This is a genomic window from Rhodoferax sp., from assembly GCF_028688795.1.
Lineage (GTDB): Bacteria > Pseudomonadota > Gammaproteobacteria > Burkholderiales > Burkholderiaceae_C > Rhodoferax.
The window spans coordinates 1-14,224 of sequence record NZ_JAQTXM010000014.1 but is presented as its reverse complement, the minus strand read 5'-3'; the positions used below and the strand labels follow the sequence as shown (position 1 = coordinate 14,224).

The following is a 14,224-nucleotide window of genomic DNA, read 5'->3' as shown; positions in this document are numbered from 1 at the left end:
CAGGTTTCTTGCAAGCTCGTAGGTGAGGAAAGACGTTGCGATCGGTTCAGTCGTCACTCATCTGGGTTCAAGTTCAGACGGTCTCGCAAAAGTGCGACATGTTTACGGGAACCCTTATCGGTCGATTTGAGTTAATCCGGCGCGATTGCGGCAAGCGCGCATCCGACCAAATGTTCTAAACCCATCCCCGCACCGATTGGGTGCTGTCCCTCAGCTCTTTCCATAGCATGCGCCGTGTAGCCTTGGATTGCACAGCTTCCAGGTCAATCCATTCGACCCGGCCGCCCTCAAGTTCCGGTGGCACCACCTTTGTGACCAAAAAGTGTTTTTCTTTGGACAGAGGTGCAATGGCAGTCCATTTCGAGAGAAGCAATTTCTTTGGCTGTATTGAAATCATCTGGGCGTGAGTGGGTTGATTTCCAGTGGGCATCTGGCGACGACGTGTTTCAAGCGGCGTAGCTTTGCACAGCCACAAAGTGGCAGGCGGTGCCCATCGCAACAAAGCCATGCCACACCGCGTGCGAGTAACGGATGCGTGAGTCAAAGACAAAGAAAACCACTCCCATCGTGTACGCCAGTCCACCCGCCACCAACCACATCACGCCAGGCAGGGGCACCCGCTCAAGCAAGGGAACGGCAGCAACAACTACCAGCCAGCCCATGGCCAGGTACAGCCCGGTTGACAGACACGGATGTGTCAGCCTGTCCAATGCCTTCAGCGTGATGCCAACGGCCGCCAGTGACAACACCATCCCAAACAGGCTCCAGACCCAAGCACCGCGCAGCGCGAAACCTCACTCCAGATTAAATATCTCTATTTTTTCGTTTGCATCTAAAAAAGGGTTCTGTTTGAAACAGAACCCTCAAGGTTGAGCCATTGCTTGCTTGTCTGCTAAATGCGCCGGATAAGGACAAGGCTTACTCCCTCAGCCCGTTCACACCATTACATGGGAGGCTCTACAAACAAACGGCGGTTGAAACAGAAAGCCCAGGAGCCTGTCTCGTCTCTTTAAGCTTCTGCTGGTCGTGTGTCAGTGCCTAATTTGTTAAGCAAGTTCACCAGTGGTTGCAATTGACTTAAATACTGCTGCGCAACCTGTCGAATTTCAGAATTCTCATGCTGAACCAGAAAGTCTGAAAAGATATGAAGCTGATTTGCCAATCCCCAGCAATAAGCGATGCGTTGATGAAGCGTGGATTCGGTGTTCAGGATCGCAACAGGGGTTGTGCTGCTTGACCAGTTGTCGCTTTGAAAAGCATCCAGGCGAAGCGGTTCGGAAGGAATGTCGGACATGATCATTTCCCCTTCGTGGTGAAGTGATCACGGGTAGGTTGTCGCCGCTTGATGGCATCAAAGGCTTGGGAGTGGATTACAGGGGAGGGGGCAGGCGAATGCAAATGAAAACCAGCACGCATGCTGGCCAGGGGGATGACGTGGGTCATGGTTTGCTCCTTGTCGAGACTTAAAACCATTCCAGGCGCTTTTCGGGCACAAGGAATGGACGTGAAGGCGTCGAAAACATGGGACAAGCCATGCTGCCGTCCTTACGGATAGGCAACACCTCCACGTCCAAAACGGAAAATTTCGGGCGTAAAGAAACCGCGCTTACGGTGGCGGTATAGACCACTTGTCCATTAACGGTGTTTTCGGCACCAGCCCCGCGAATCGGGGATGAGCGGATTATGGCAGTGGTTGTGGCTGCTGGTCAAAGCGGTTGATAAGTTTGACTCTGCCGCAGCCTTTCGGTACCAGCCACAAAGGTTGACTGGGCGATGGAACAGCCCAGCGCGACCTGCGATCTCTGGCGCGTTAAGTTACGCCTGTTCGATGCTGGAAATACTGGTGCACGCCAAAATTGGTCGCATTCCCAGAACCCATGGCTACGTCGTGGCAGACGTTCCCAAAAATCTACCCGTTGAACGTCATGTTTCAATGTCGCTGCCACCTGCCTGGGATGGTGATGACCCATCAATCACCCGCCGTTTTGGCGATCATTGGCTCAACGCGCGTAGAAGTGTGGTGTTGGTCGTGCCGTCCGTCGCCCCGAAGCTGGAAGGGACGGCGGTTGTCAATCCACAGCATCCGTCTGCAGTAGCGCTTCTTGTTTCTCAGAGTCAAATGGTCATATGGGATCAACGCTTGTTTGATCGCAAGTAGCCCTTGTTTTGGCCTTGCTTTGCGCGTGTGACTGTAGTGCTCATGTCGCTACTGTGAACGTTGTGAATGATCTTCTGATTGAGCGCAATTCTGGCGGCAAAGGTAGCGCCACAGTTGTGGCGTGCAGGCAGCCCGGACATCTGGACAACACAAGTTCCTGGCCAAAAAACTGACCTTATGTTCATTCGATGGTGGCTGATTGAGCCAGAACTCGGGTCAACTCACCTGAGACCTCGTTCATTAGGGCTTGCTGAGCGCTGGGGTCAACGCTGTCCAAATAAGAAATTGCCAGCAAGGTAAGAGGATGAACTCCCAGGACACCAGCCAGTTCATCGACTTTGTTCAGCGTGGGTTGCTTGATGCCACGTTCGAGCGAACTGACATAGGTGCGGCTTGAAACGACGCCGAAGGCTTCCTGACTAACGTTGCACGCCTTTCTACACAGCCTGAGTGCTGCTGAAAAATTGTTTTGAGGTGAAGTGTGTTGGTTCATGTCGCAATTAATGCACTATGAGCCCCATAGAGCTACAATCTATAGGATTCATTTTGAGGATGATCGCGATGTTTTTGACCTGCAACGCATCTGAAATGCATTCGAGAAAGCAAACAAGCGACAACGAAGAGCGCCGTTGCTATCAATGGCTCAATGAATTGGTTCGCGGACCCTGTTGCAAAAGTGTGGACAGCAGAAAGTGATAACGACGATTTGAGTGGCGCTCTTGAAATATGTGAATTCAAATCCGGGAGAACAAATATCAGGTCTCAGGGAGTGAATCAGAATTTCAGCTTTATAAATATAAAAACGGCTTTGGGATTTTGAGTGAGGCATTAATGGTGAGTAGATGTTAATTTGCATTTCAGTGCTGAATTAATTAAGTAATAAATTAGATACATAAACTCAGACTAAATAATATTGAGCCTTGAGCCTTGAGCCTTGAGCCTTGAGCCTTGAGCCTTGAATATTAGCCCGCATCATTAGAGAAAGAAAAATGGATAAACCTCCTGAATATTGGTACTGCGATGTCTGCGGATACATTATTGAAAATGTATCTGATGGATATGTTATCTGGAACACAAATGACGAATTAAAATGTTTTGATTTTAAAATTATTCATCAAATCAAGTGCGATTCAAAATCATATTTATCATCAACCGCCTTAAATCATTTTCTTGGGGTAAATGGGTTGGTGTATCTAACTTCATTTTTGAGTATTGGGCCAATAAAAAAAATAACTTGCCAAGGTTCGTCTAAAGTCATTCTCAACATAGATGAATTCGTCGATTTCATTAGAAGGGTACAAATTCCTTACTATGAAGAAGCTCGAAGAAAATTCGCAAAATTTGGTGTAATTGAAAATTACTCGGACTCATCTGAAGTTTCTCCATATTTTCCTGATATTCTAAAAATAATAACTGAAATGTAAATTAATTAACTGATTTGAGTGTTGAATTGACCTTTGATGCGAGCTTTGTGATCTGGATTGCCACCGCCGATGATGCAATCCGCGTCCCGGCCTCGCTACGCTCATGGTTCATTGAATTTTTTATCCAGTCGCCTTTAGGCCAACAGGCACTTCAAGTTCCTAAATATATTTCTGAGAGTGTTTTTCAAGATTTAAATATTCCTGAAATGAAACCGGTTCCGTCAAATATCTCAAAATTGCTTGCTCATCTGACTGCGCGAGAGCAAATGCAGTTACTCAAGCGAGCCTATGCCAGTGCATATGATGATGATCGAACTTGCATTGAAATAAGGGATATTCCAAATTTTGTCTTCTCCGATGACCATCAGAGCAAATCAGATCAGGATGATGAAAAACCACGCTTAATTCACTAAATATGGAAGCCACATGAAAACACTCAAAGAAATCAAGCAACTTTATCCCTACCAATTTAAAGGTAAAAATTTAGGTTTTAGCATTGCGAATGGATGGTTGCCAGAATTTAGCGAGTTATGCAAAAAAATTGATTCACTCTTGGGTGAAAATAAACGTGGTTTTCACTGGATTCAGTTAAAGGAGAAATTTGGCAGTGCCAGATATTACTGGTCTATCAAAGGAAAACAGGATTCAGTGCGAGTCGATTTAATTTCTACTAAAAAAGTTGTTTCATACGAAACAAGTCCACCAAGTTCCAAAGGTCAACCGCAAGCACTTTTTGATCAGATCTCTGAACTGATTGATGCCGCAGAGGGCAAAACACGTGGCCACTGCATCGTGTGCGGTGCGCCCGGAAAAATTGACCAGCACGAGGGATATGTTCTGATGCTTTGCGACATGCATGCAAAACTGCAAGCCGGAGGTGGTGATCTTGATATCTGGCCGAAGGCGGAAGACGAATGAAGCTTTGTTTGTTTCTCGATTTTGACGGTGTGATGCATCCTCAACCCTATCGGGGGAATGCATTTTGTCAGCTACCGCTCATCGAAGATGTTTTGCGCGAATTCCCATCTGTGCAAATTGTGATCAGTTCGAGTTGGCGTGAGCATTACGATTTAATGAGTTTAAAACGTATGTTTTCTGAAGACATTAGCCTGTGTGTAATTGGTACAACGAAGTTTTACGATCCAGCACTCAATCATCTGTCTAATCCTGTGACTACTGATTTCGAGCGGCAGCGGGAAATTGAACTGTGGATGCGTGAAAACGCAAGCCCTGACGCCGTGTGGATTGCCGTTGATGACTATCCAAAGTGGTTTGAACCAGATTGCCCTAATCTGTTGGTGACATCGGCAGCAAGCGGTTTTGTTGAACACGACAAACAATCTCTGCGCGACATGATCCGAGCGAGGCTGATATGAACCGAAATATGCAAGCCTTCGACACCGAGCATGCTCTGGCGCTGAGTCGCCTTTGGTTTTTGGGGGACGTGCACGGAGAGTTCAAGCACATCGCGAAAGCCTTGCTTGATGCACCTGAGAGTCCGCGATGGCTGATTTTTCTCGGCGATATTGATATTGATCACAAGCCGTTTGCCGAAATTTTGGAGCCTTTGCGTCGAAATTTTTCTGATACCAAAATCGCCTTTATCTACGGAAATCACGATGCCGACACCTACGAGCACTGGCAGATGCTCCACGAATCCGGTGATGCTGTCGCCCTACATGGGCAAGTGATTGACCTGGATGGCGTGAAAGTGGCTGGCTTGGGCGGTAACTTCATGGGTCGTATTTGGAGCCCTCCTGCTCAAGCCAGTTTTCAGAGCAAAGACAAGGCGATGAATCGCGGTCCTTACAAATGGCGGGATGGGCAGCGTCCAAATCCATCGTTGCATGCCGCCATTTATCCGAATGATTTCGAGCATTTGTCCAAGCAACGTGCCGACATTTTGGTGACGCACGAAGCGCCATCCTGCCATCCCTACGGCTTTGAAGCCATTGATGAATTAGCTCGATCAATGCGGGTGGTTCGCAGCTTTCATGGACACCAACATGATGATCGCAGCGAAGAATACGCCCTGGTGCGCGACAAAATGGGATTTGATGCCAAGGCGGTGGGCTATTGCAGCATCAAGAATGGGCTTGGACACCTCATTCATTCGGGACCTAAGGGCTGGTGATGGTGGACACAAAAATTAACGCTAGCCTGATTTTTGTTCCTGGATATGTGCACATGATTGACTCTGTTCTATCTCAGCCGCAGACCTCCTTATCGCACTGGCAATTAATCAAAGTACGCGACAACGGCGGCATGTTCTCTCGGCATTTGATAGGACGTGCTGGTGGCGAGGGTAGGGTGTCAACAAACATTGTTTCGCTGGATGTTGTCCGAATGCGAGCCGCAACCAAGTCTGGACGTGTCTATGCATTAGGGCGACCAGGACGGGATGGTGATGCTGCCTGGATTTTTCAGCAATGGCTCAGGGCAAATCAATCAACACAACACGCTGACCAAACTAGGGCACTGATGCGGATGCGGGACAGGAAAAGGTCTCAACCATGAGCGCAAGCATGTTATGAAAATTCAACTCGCCAGTGACCTGCACCTGGAGCTTATCAATCGAATTGATAGCCAAGATCAGCCAGTTCGCATCATCGGACCAGTGCCCGGCGCTGATGTGCTGGTGCTTGCTGGCGACATTGCAGACGGTACTTATGCTTGCTCGCTGTTTTCGGATTGGCCATCAGAAAAGCGTGCACCCGTTATTTATGTAGCTGGCAATCATGATTTTTATGGTCATCCTATTGACCCAATTTACGACAAGCTCCGTAAAGGTGCTGCGCTCAACAACATCCATTTTCTAGAAAACGATGCCGTTGTGATTGAAGGCGTCAGGTTTTTGGGCGCAACGTTATGGACTGACTATCGCTTACGTTCAAACCGAACACAGTCACAGTTGATGGAATATTGCGGCACACGGCTCAACGACCATTATCGAATTCGAACCGGCAGACATGAATTCACTCCGCAAGATGCATTGGACCGCCATGAAATTGCCCGAGCATGGCTTGAGACGGAATTGGCAAAGCCATTCGATGGCAAGACAGTAGTCGTGTCGCACCATGCGCCACATCCACTGTCAGTTCACCCTCGTTATTTAGGCAATCATCTGAATGCCGCATTTGTAAGCGACCTTTCTGATTTGATGCCAAATGTTGACCTGTGGCTGCACGGACATGTGCACGACAGCTTCGACTATTCTGTTGGGCGCTGCAGAGTCGTGGCAAACCCATCTGGTTACGTGCTCAACAGGAATTTTGCATCGGATTTGAACGATTACGAGTTTGAAAACCTGGCATTTGATCCAAATTTGCTAGTGTCCATTTGATGCAAATCCTTGTCCTCAGCGACCTGCACCTGTCGCACCGAACGTTTCCGGTGGTGACGGATGGCAAACGCATAGACGAGCATGCTGATGTAGTTGTCTTGGCTGGTGACATCGATGATGGATTAAGCGGCTTTCGTTGGGCGCGTGAGGCGTTTCCTGATAAACCTATTGTCATGGTGGCAGGCAATCACGAGTTTTACGACAAGCACTGGTTCAGGCACGTTGACGACATGCGCGACGCTGCCCAGAAATACGACATCGAGTTTCTGGAAGCCGATGGCATTGATCTGGCAGGTGTGCGGTTCCTGGGTTGCAGCCTTTGGACAGATTTTGAACTGTTTGGCGCAGACAAAAAAACCATTGCTATGCGGGTGGCCAAAGCCCAAATGAACGACTTTCATTGCATCAGTTTGTCGCGGTATGCCGAGTTTCATTGGGCACATTCGAAATATTTGACGCCAGAAATGGCGGCGATGCGCCACCAGGGCAGCGTCGAATGGTTAACAAAGAAGCTGGAAAAAGGGGATAGCCCGCAAAAGACGGTCGTGGTCACGCACCATGCGCCGCACCCAAATTCGGTGCCAATACATTTCGCAAAAGACATGCTTTCAGCGGTGTATGCCAGCGATCTGACGCGATTGATGGGCAAAGCTGGACTGTGGATTCACGGGCACATGCACCACAGTGTGGACTACAACGTCAACGGAACCCGGATCGTGTGCAATCCACGTGGCTACATGCATAAAAACGGTGGATTCGAAAACCCGAAGTTCAATCCAGCTTTCAAGGTGGAGGTCTGACCATGTGGCCCCCGCAGAAAGTGCCAAAAGGTGCTGGTGAACTCATCATGTATCTGGATTTTGACGGCGTGCTTCACCATGAAAATTGCCTTTGGCTCCCCAAGCGTGGACCCTACCTCAAGGCACCACCCGGATACAGCCTATTTCAGCATGCTCCGCTGCTTGAAAAATTGCTGGTACCTTATCCTCAAATTTTGATTGTTCTGAGTACCTCTTGGGTGCGAAGTTATGGCTGCACTGGTGCAGCAAAACGCCTACCCCAATCATTGCAGCAGAGGGTGATCGGTGCAACGTTTCATTCACGCATGAACAAGACCGAATTTATTGCTGCACCACGCGGCATGCAGGTCTGGGGTGATGTCGTGCGGCGCAAACCCAAAGACTGGATCGCCCTGGACGATGACTGGCTGCATTGGCCGAAATGGTGTCTGGACAAATATGTCAAAACCCATGAGTTTGCGGGCATCAGCGATCCTGCTGTGATGGTGGAAATTTCAGAAAAACTGGCGGTCATGTGTAGGGCTGATCAGTCATCTTCGCTCGTTGAGGCATCCATCAAAAGCTTGGAAGCCAAACTCAAGACGGTGATTGGATGAACAGAAGCGACCAAAATTCAAAATCAGTGGGCTTCATCGTTGATCGGCCAAGTCCAAGCGTGGAGACAGAGCCTGCAACTGTACTGACCAACTGGCGCATCATGCGGGTTTGGAACCTTGATAGCAACGGAAACGGAAGGGCTAGGCGAACGCTGCACTTGACAGGCAGCACACCTCAAACCAGCGGTCGAGTCACGACAGAACTCGTGAATTGCGACTTGACTCGCATGCAAGCCACAACGAGTTCAGGTCGTATTTATCTGCTGGCTGGCGAACAAGGCGACGGTCTGATGGCAGAAATTGCAATCACGGTTTGGCTGATGAATTCCGATTGCGTTTTGCAGCACAAAGATGTGACGCGGGCCTGTCTTCGATTGAGAAGTCACCAACTGGGGAGGTCGTGACACTCACACTGCTTGGCAGTCTGTTCAGACACCATCACCGATGGCCACCCAAAGTCGACGACCCCCGAGGATTCAGGGTTTGTTGATTGGGTGCCAATTTTGAAAAATTTCTAGTTATAAGCACAAGTGTCGGCACCGGTATACTTGACATCGACAATCACATCTTTGCTAAAGGCAACAAGCTTGGCTGGATTGTCTTTCCACTCATCGTGCTCAATTGGAAAAGCCGGGAAAAATATCACGTTCGCATTCTTAAACTCTGAGTGCATTTTTTCAACGGTTTGTGCAAATAAGATTGATGAAATAGGAATAAATTCGCTGATATTTCCTGACAATGCGGCTGTGAGTAACCCAATTTTGTCATTTGCATCAAACGACTGGTTTTTAATCACTACGCTGGACCATGCTGAAGTAATTTTATCTTTCAAAGAACAGGTAGCTTTGGTCAAGTCATATTCATTCGTTGCGAAACCTTTCTCATCTGTACCATTGATTCGATCCCGATAAGTGTGTTTCAACATGATTTTGACTTCTGTGACATGTTGATCCAAGCTCAACTTATTTGCCTGTTCCCGAAGCCACTTGATGACCTTAAAACGATGATTCCCCGTCAGCCCAACGTACATCGATGAAAGATGGTCTGTGCTATCTTGAAAATTGTTTTCGAAACCGGCCAGTTGACCGGACTTCAAATGTTGATCAAGTGAAGATCCTTTTTGAGTCCACTGAACGCAGGATACGGTTGTGCAAGATGCGGTTGAGCATGATTGGTTTTTAAATGGAGTTTTCATATTAAATTTTCCTTGTAAAATTGAAATAACTAAATAACTTGTTGAAAGAGATGTGTGTCGGAAATCAAATCTGATGATGATCGATTTCCTTGTGTAATTTGACTTTTATATTTTTAGACAATTCGTGAATTTGATTAGGTAAAAGTTTTGAAATATTGGAAATCGTAACCCTTCGGCCACGATTCTTGACAGCTTTATCGCATACATCTTTAATTGATAAATTGAGCGACTCATTGGCAGTATTTTTCCGACCCCAACTTCCAGTTTTTAAAGGGTTTACGTTGAGGGATGCCGTCGTCATATTAAAATTATCAAGCAAGTGTTGTAGCAATGCTTCCTGTGTTAGACCGTTGTGTTCCTTGAGTTTTTTAGCCGCAAACATGATCGCTCTCACCTGACTCATTGGTGTGGCATCTTTTCCCCAGTTGTAACCACTGTTTCTATCCACGCCGAATAGAATTCCTCGAAATCGCGTGGCAACAAATGTTTCTCCACCGAGGCAGTCTTCAAAGAATGTAGATACTGTCAATCTCTCTGGGAGAGGAATGGTGTCTGGAAAGCGTATATATAAGCGCATAAGGAGTTGAATGGTTGGCGACAACACCTCTTCACTACATTCAATCACTCTTTTTAGCGCGGAACTGCTACTTGGTTGACCGAAAATAACTGCAAGTTCAGACGTGGTTAATCCGTATTGTTTTTTGAAGGAGTCCAGATCATCCCCACAATACGGACGAGTTTCATTTCCGGTTAGTCCTATTAAAGCTTGTTTCATACTTTCCTTTGTTTGTTAAGTGACTAAATTCTAATAATGCTTTTCTGGTTTGTATAGGTGTCAAGTATCAAAATACTAGAATATTTATATATGCAAATAAATTTTGCTATCATTTAAGGTGTATATTTATAATTAAATGTTATTAAAATCAATCACTTAGTGGAAAACTGGTGACATATGTAAAAGATATACAAAAAATTTGTATCTAAAGATTATGTTGTGGATCCGAGACGTCTGATGTCATTTTTAAATAAAAAGGCAATCTCTTTCGATGATTTGCAGCGTAGTTATTTTTAACTTTCATAGGATTTAGACGATTTCTTCTCAAAAAAGAAGGATTTTTGTCCTCTGGGATGGTATTCAATAAATACTCAAACATTGAGCCAACGGACAGCACCATTGCTTGCACTGAGCGTGCATGGATTGGTTTTATTTCAGTGGACGTTTTGACAACTGCAATACCCAACTGCAACGCCGATGCTGCGTGGCAGGTATTCGCTGATATTGATTGGACTGTCCATGCACAGTGCGCGTTGAACCCATCAACAACTCAGTAGTTGTGATCCACGCCTTCATCTGCTTGATGCCTTCAATGAGGCTTGAATGACCTGAGGGCGTGAGTTGGGGTCACCAGGGAGACCAGCGTGCCCTTTGAACTTGGTATCGACCAGCGAGATTGAGCACGGTCAACTCTCGTGGTGGTGTTCATGATGGATGTGATCAAGATGCGTGGGCAATGGGGGGAGGTTGCACCAGGGTGTCCAAGTTGAACCGGGCTACGCATCGGCTTGCGTTGATAATTTCCCCCATACAGAAGGAATTGCTATGCCAATTTATGAATATGCCTGTAAAGACTGCGGTCACGAGTTTGAGGCACTTGTTCGTTCAAGCACAGTCCCTGAATGCCCTGGCTGTCATTCCCAAAAACTTGACAAATTGTTGTCTGTCTTTGGAACGACAGCGTCAATGCCTGCCGCTGTGTCAATGCCCGCGAGTCCCTGCGGAGGTTGTCCGAACTCGGGTGGTCCGGGTGGGTGTGCTTTTGCTTGAGGTGGCCACGGTCAGTCTGGAAAAATTGGCAGGCGAGGGCACATGCATCCAATGTGCGCAACAAGTGGCACCATGGCGTTCAAGATTGCTGGAGGGTTCAACAAGTTGCTGCTTGACATCAAAACGGGACGCTGGAGCCTGTATTTTTTTTCCCGCAACAGACCCAAAGCCGACCGCCAAATTTCCAGACAGTGGTCATTCAAATCATTTGACTCGGTGAGAGAAAGGATTCACGACATGGGTGTGGATCCCGGCCCCGACGCTGATTGCCGCAATGCGCACCTTCGACACGCTGGAGAACCGGGGTTATCTCGTGGTGTCGGGCGGGGATTAAACCTTCACCACCGTGGCGGCCGCACGATCGCGCCGCCAGAGCACCGCCTTCCAGACCAGGAGCGCAGCCGGCAAGAGGTGCCAGACCACGTCGAAGATGTCGAGCGGCTAGGTGAGCGTGCCGTTGGCCAGCATGCGTGCCTTTTCCACCAGATGCGGCTCGGGCACGAAGGGCGCGCCAAGCATCAGCACGGTGACGATGATCAGAATCGAAAACGGAAGCTCGCGGATGAATCGCATGGCGGGGTCAATCGTTGGAAGAACGGGGCGGATTGGGTTGGATGCGACAGAAGCCCTGCGGCGGAATGGCCAGCGCGTCGTTAAATTTGCTCGACAGGTTCTGCACGCCGACCCACGCCGTAATGGCGACGATCGCGTCGTCCTTGAAAAAGCGTTTCAGTTCGGCCATCGCGCGGTCGGTGCCGGCGTCGTCGTTCAGCGTCACCGCCTCGGCGTAGGCCAGCGCCGCGCGCTCCTCCTCGCTGAACACCTCGGGGTGTTCAGACCAGCGGTCGATGAAGTCGATCTTCTCGTGTGCGCCGTGCGCGGCCAGGAAGTTGTGGGCGTTGAAGTCCACGCAGAAATCGCAATGGTTGATTTGCGAAATGCGCACGCTCATCAGGGTGCGCAGCAGCCCGCTGGGAGAGGCCAGCCGGTTGAAGCGCCCGATCAGGAGCAGAAAGACAAACATGATCGCCGGCTGCCGCCCCCACGCCCACATCGGCGAGAGGACTTGGCCATACTTGCGCGTCTGATAGGCGAATACCAAGCGTATGTACCAGGGAAAGTCGCGATCGGAAAGTTCAGTGAGTCGATTGGCCATGGCGGATCAGGAGGAGAGAGGCTGGGTGTGGATTGTCGCTGCTATCGGGCTGTAGACATCGCTCCAAACTGGGCAACGGTACCTTCGTCTCCGCTGCCGCTGCACGCACTCACTGTTGAAAATAGAAGCATGCACAGCACGTTTATGAATCGGCGCGCTCAAATCCAAGTGCAACACATCGTAGTCTATTGGATGGACTCAGCGGGCTGCTCAAGCTTGGCCAGCCACTGTCGGTAGACCGCAATGGGCGATTCCCAGCCCAGCGTTTTGCGAGGCCGGTTGTTCATCTCATCAGCGATCGCATCAAGCTGCTCCTGGGTATAGCCTGACAGATCAGTTCCCTTTGGCAAGTACTGGCGCACCAGCCCATTTGTGTTCTCGTTAGTGCCACGTTGCCATGGACTGTGAGGATCGCAGAAATACACCGCCATGCCCGTGGCTTGGGTTAACTCCCGGTGATAGGCCATCTCCTTGCCCCGGTCGTACGTCAAGGTCTTGCGCATGGGCTGGGCAATGCCAATAAGCTTGTCAGTAAATGCTTGCAGCACATGCGCCGCACTGGCTGGATGTGGATGAGGCAGCTTGACCAGCATCAGCAACCTTGTGGTGCGCTCCACCAGTGTGCCAACGGCGCTAGCATTGAGCGCGCCCTTGATCAGATCACCCTCCCAGTGGCCGGGAAACTGCCTGTCTTCAATCTCGGGCGCTCGCACATGAATGCTCAGCAAATCAGCGATCTGGCCGCGCCGATCTTCGCCCTTGGAGCGTGGCCAGCGTTTGGCACGCGCCATGCGCAAGCAGGCAATGAGTTCTTTGCGCAGCTCCCCTCTGGGTTGGGCGTAGATGACGTTGTAGATGGTTTCGTGTGAGGCGCGTTTGGCAGGCTCACTGGGGTGCAGTTTAGCCAGGTGAGAGGCAATTTGCTGGGGTGACCAGTGCTGGCGCAGTAAGGGTGTGATCACATTGAACAGGGCGTTACCTGCTGCCAGCTTAGCCGCGGGCCTGGCATGACTGCGCCTGCGTTCGCGGCGCTGCTGGGCGTAGCGACAACTATAGCCCGAGCCTCCTGCGTTGCGTTCAATCTCACGGCTGATGCTGGACGGTGCGCGGCTGAGCATCCGGGCAATTGCCCGGATGCTCAGACCTGTCTCAACGCCCAGAGAGATGGTTTCCCGCTCCTGGTAGTCAATCTGTCGGTAATGGTTTTGTAGCTTCATGTTTACACCTTACTGGGTTTAGTCTCAGGGGTGTTGCACTTCGCTTTTGAGCGGGCCATCTGCGTATGGGATGGCGGCACTGGTGGCGCGAGATATTCGTGGCAACCCCATTCTGGAATTTAGGCAGAGGCCGTTTTATGCCGCCAATCGAGCATGCCGCGTTGCCAATGAGCTTGCTGGATCGTTTCAGCGGGAGGGATGCCCAATCGCAGTTGGTGCGGTGCCTGCAATTTCTGGCACCACTTTCAAGACCTGGCGTGATCACGCTGAATGATGGTCGTTGAGTGAGCACCCGCAGAGAATGTCGCACCCCAGAAATGGTCACACAAAGTGATGCAGGTGGCACAAAAATGGAGCACTGGAGCCTGTGTTTCTTCTTCCGGTAAAGTTAAGGTTTGTAGGATGCCTGCCCGTGAGCACTGGCGTGGATGAGTTCACGTAAACCTAAGGGCAGGCGTCGTACAAGCCTCGGGGGAGGAAACCGCGGGGAGTGCCGCAGTTGTTGGAGTG

Annotated in this window: 19 protein-coding genes and 1 pseudogene; 10 read left to right on the top strand and 10 right to left on the bottom strand. The window is 49.4% G+C overall.

The window, feature by feature from the left end:
- Positions 1–175: 175 nt before the first annotated feature.
- The 4 genes and pseudogenes from PHQ58_RS11765 to PHQ58_RS11750 all read right to left on the bottom strand — a co-directional run bounded on the left by PHQ58_RS11765 (position 176) and on the right by PHQ58_RS11750 (position 1,443).
- Positions 176–397, bottom strand: a complete 222-nt coding sequence (locus PHQ58_RS11765; RefSeq protein ID WP_300111191.1) for a TIGR02450 family Trp-rich protein — start codon at positions 395–397, stop codon at positions 176–178.
- Between the two features lie 49 nt (positions 398–446).
- Positions 447–788 (bottom strand): annotated as a pseudogene (locus PHQ58_RS11760) (hemolysin III family protein); the annotation flags it as partial.
- A 221-nt stretch (positions 789–1,009) separates the two neighbouring features.
- A complete protein-coding gene (locus PHQ58_RS11755; protein ID WP_300111190.1) occupies positions 1,010–1,294 on the bottom strand; it encodes a hypothetical protein in 285 nt (94 codons plus the stop codon).
- Positions 1,295–1,296: 2 nt separating this feature from the next.
- Complete coding sequence (locus PHQ58_RS11750) at positions 1,297–1,443, bottom strand: hypothetical protein (protein WP_300111189.1); 147 nt, start codon at positions 1,441–1,443, stop codon at positions 1,297–1,299.
- Between the two features lie 229 nt (positions 1,444–1,672).
- Here PHQ58_RS11750 and PHQ58_RS11745 point away from each other — a divergent pair, with 229 nt between their 5' ends.
- Entirely contained in the window at positions 1,673–2,158 is a 486-nt protein-coding gene (locus PHQ58_RS11745; protein WP_300111188.1) for an RES family NAD+ phosphorylase, read from the top strand.
- 181 nt (positions 2,159–2,339) lie between these two features.
- On the opposite strand, the gene PHQ58_RS11740 is transcribed toward PHQ58_RS11745, so the two are convergent.
- A complete protein-coding gene (locus PHQ58_RS11740; RefSeq protein ID WP_300111187.1) occupies positions 2,340–2,651 on the bottom strand; it encodes a helix-turn-helix domain-containing protein in 312 nt (103 codons plus the stop codon).
- 496 nt (positions 2,652–3,147) lie between these two features.
- Here PHQ58_RS11740 and PHQ58_RS11735 point away from each other — a divergent pair, with 496 nt between their 5' ends.
- From PHQ58_RS11735 to PHQ58_RS11700, 8 genes are all read left to right on the top strand, one after another.
- Positions 3,148–3,582, top strand: coding sequence for a hypothetical protein (locus PHQ58_RS11735; RefSeq protein ID WP_300111186.1), 435 nt, complete (start codon positions 3,148–3,150; stop codon positions 3,580–3,582).
- Positions 3,583–3,608: 26 nt separating this feature from the next.
- Positions 3,609–3,995: a hypothetical protein gene (locus PHQ58_RS11730; RefSeq protein ID WP_300111185.1), complete on the top strand. Its 387-nt coding sequence runs from the start codon at positions 3,609–3,611 to the stop codon at positions 3,993–3,995.
- A gap of 13 nt (positions 3,996–4,008) precedes the next feature.
- Positions 4,009–4,500, top strand: a complete 492-nt coding sequence (locus PHQ58_RS11725; protein WP_300111184.1) for a hypothetical protein — start codon at positions 4,009–4,011, stop codon at positions 4,498–4,500.
- Positions 4,497–4,958, top strand: coding sequence for an HAD domain-containing protein (locus PHQ58_RS11720; protein ID WP_300111183.1), 462 nt, complete (start codon positions 4,497–4,499; stop codon positions 4,956–4,958). Before PHQ58_RS11725 ends, PHQ58_RS11720 begins: the two co-directional genes overlap by 4 nt.
- An 8-nt stretch (positions 4,959–4,966) precedes the next feature.
- Positions 4,967–5,716 carry a metallophosphoesterase gene (locus PHQ58_RS11715; protein WP_300111182.1) on the top strand — a complete coding sequence of 250 codons (750 nt, stop codon included), beginning with the start codon at positions 4,967–4,969 and terminating at the stop codon, positions 5,714–5,716.
- 396 nt (positions 5,717–6,112) lie between these two features.
- On the top strand, positions 6,113–6,925 hold the full coding sequence (locus PHQ58_RS11710; RefSeq protein WP_300111181.1) for a metallophosphoesterase: 813 nt from the start codon (positions 6,113–6,115) through the stop codon (positions 6,923–6,925).
- On the top strand, positions 6,925–7,725 hold the full coding sequence (locus PHQ58_RS11705; RefSeq protein ID WP_300111180.1) for a metallophosphoesterase: 801 nt from the start codon (positions 6,925–6,927) through the stop codon (positions 7,723–7,725). The genes PHQ58_RS11710 and PHQ58_RS11705 overlap by 1 nt, the downstream gene beginning before the upstream one ends.
- A 2-nt stretch (positions 7,726–7,727) precedes the next feature.
- A complete protein-coding gene (locus PHQ58_RS11700) occupies positions 7,728–8,321 on the top strand; it encodes an HAD domain-containing protein (protein WP_300111179.1) in 594 nt (197 codons plus the stop codon).
- 514 nt (positions 8,322–8,835) lie between these two features.
- Here the strand turns inward: PHQ58_RS11700 and PHQ58_RS11695 are convergent.
- Both PHQ58_RS11695 and PHQ58_RS11690 read right to left on the bottom strand, forming a co-directional pair.
- On the bottom strand, positions 8,836–9,516 hold the full coding sequence (locus PHQ58_RS11695) for a hypothetical protein (protein ID WP_300111178.1): 681 nt from the start codon (positions 9,514–9,516) through the stop codon (positions 8,836–8,838).
- 64 nt (positions 9,517–9,580) lie between these two features.
- Entirely contained in the window at positions 9,581–10,291 is a 711-nt protein-coding gene (locus tag PHQ58_RS11690; RefSeq protein WP_300111177.1) for a hypothetical protein, read from the bottom strand.
- Between the two features lie 825 nt (positions 10,292–11,116).
- Between PHQ58_RS11690 and PHQ58_RS11685 the strand changes: the two genes are divergently transcribed.
- Positions 11,117–11,341 carry a zinc ribbon domain-containing protein gene (locus tag PHQ58_RS11685; RefSeq protein WP_300111176.1) on the top strand — a complete coding sequence of 75 codons (225 nt, stop codon included), beginning with the start codon at positions 11,117–11,119 and terminating at the stop codon, positions 11,339–11,341.
- A 441-nt stretch (positions 11,342–11,782) separates the two neighbouring features.
- On the opposite strand, the gene PHQ58_RS11680 is transcribed toward PHQ58_RS11685, so the two are convergent.
- The 3 genes from PHQ58_RS11680 to PHQ58_RS11670 form a co-directional block, all read right to left on the bottom strand.
- Complete coding sequence (locus PHQ58_RS11680; RefSeq protein WP_300111175.1) at positions 11,783–11,914, bottom strand: hypothetical protein; 132 nt, start codon at positions 11,912–11,914, stop codon at positions 11,783–11,785.
- Positions 11,915–11,921: 7 nt separating this feature from the next.
- Positions 11,922–12,497: a carboxymuconolactone decarboxylase family protein gene (locus PHQ58_RS11675; protein WP_300111174.1), complete on the bottom strand. Its 576-nt coding sequence runs from the start codon at positions 12,495–12,497 to the stop codon at positions 11,922–11,924.
- 185 nt (positions 12,498–12,682) lie between these two features.
- Positions 12,683–13,714 carry an IS30 family transposase gene (locus tag PHQ58_RS11670; RefSeq protein WP_300111173.1) on the bottom strand — a complete coding sequence of 344 codons (1,032 nt, stop codon included), beginning with the start codon at positions 13,712–13,714 and terminating at the stop codon, positions 12,683–12,685.
- Positions 13,715–14,224: the final 510 nt, after the last annotated feature.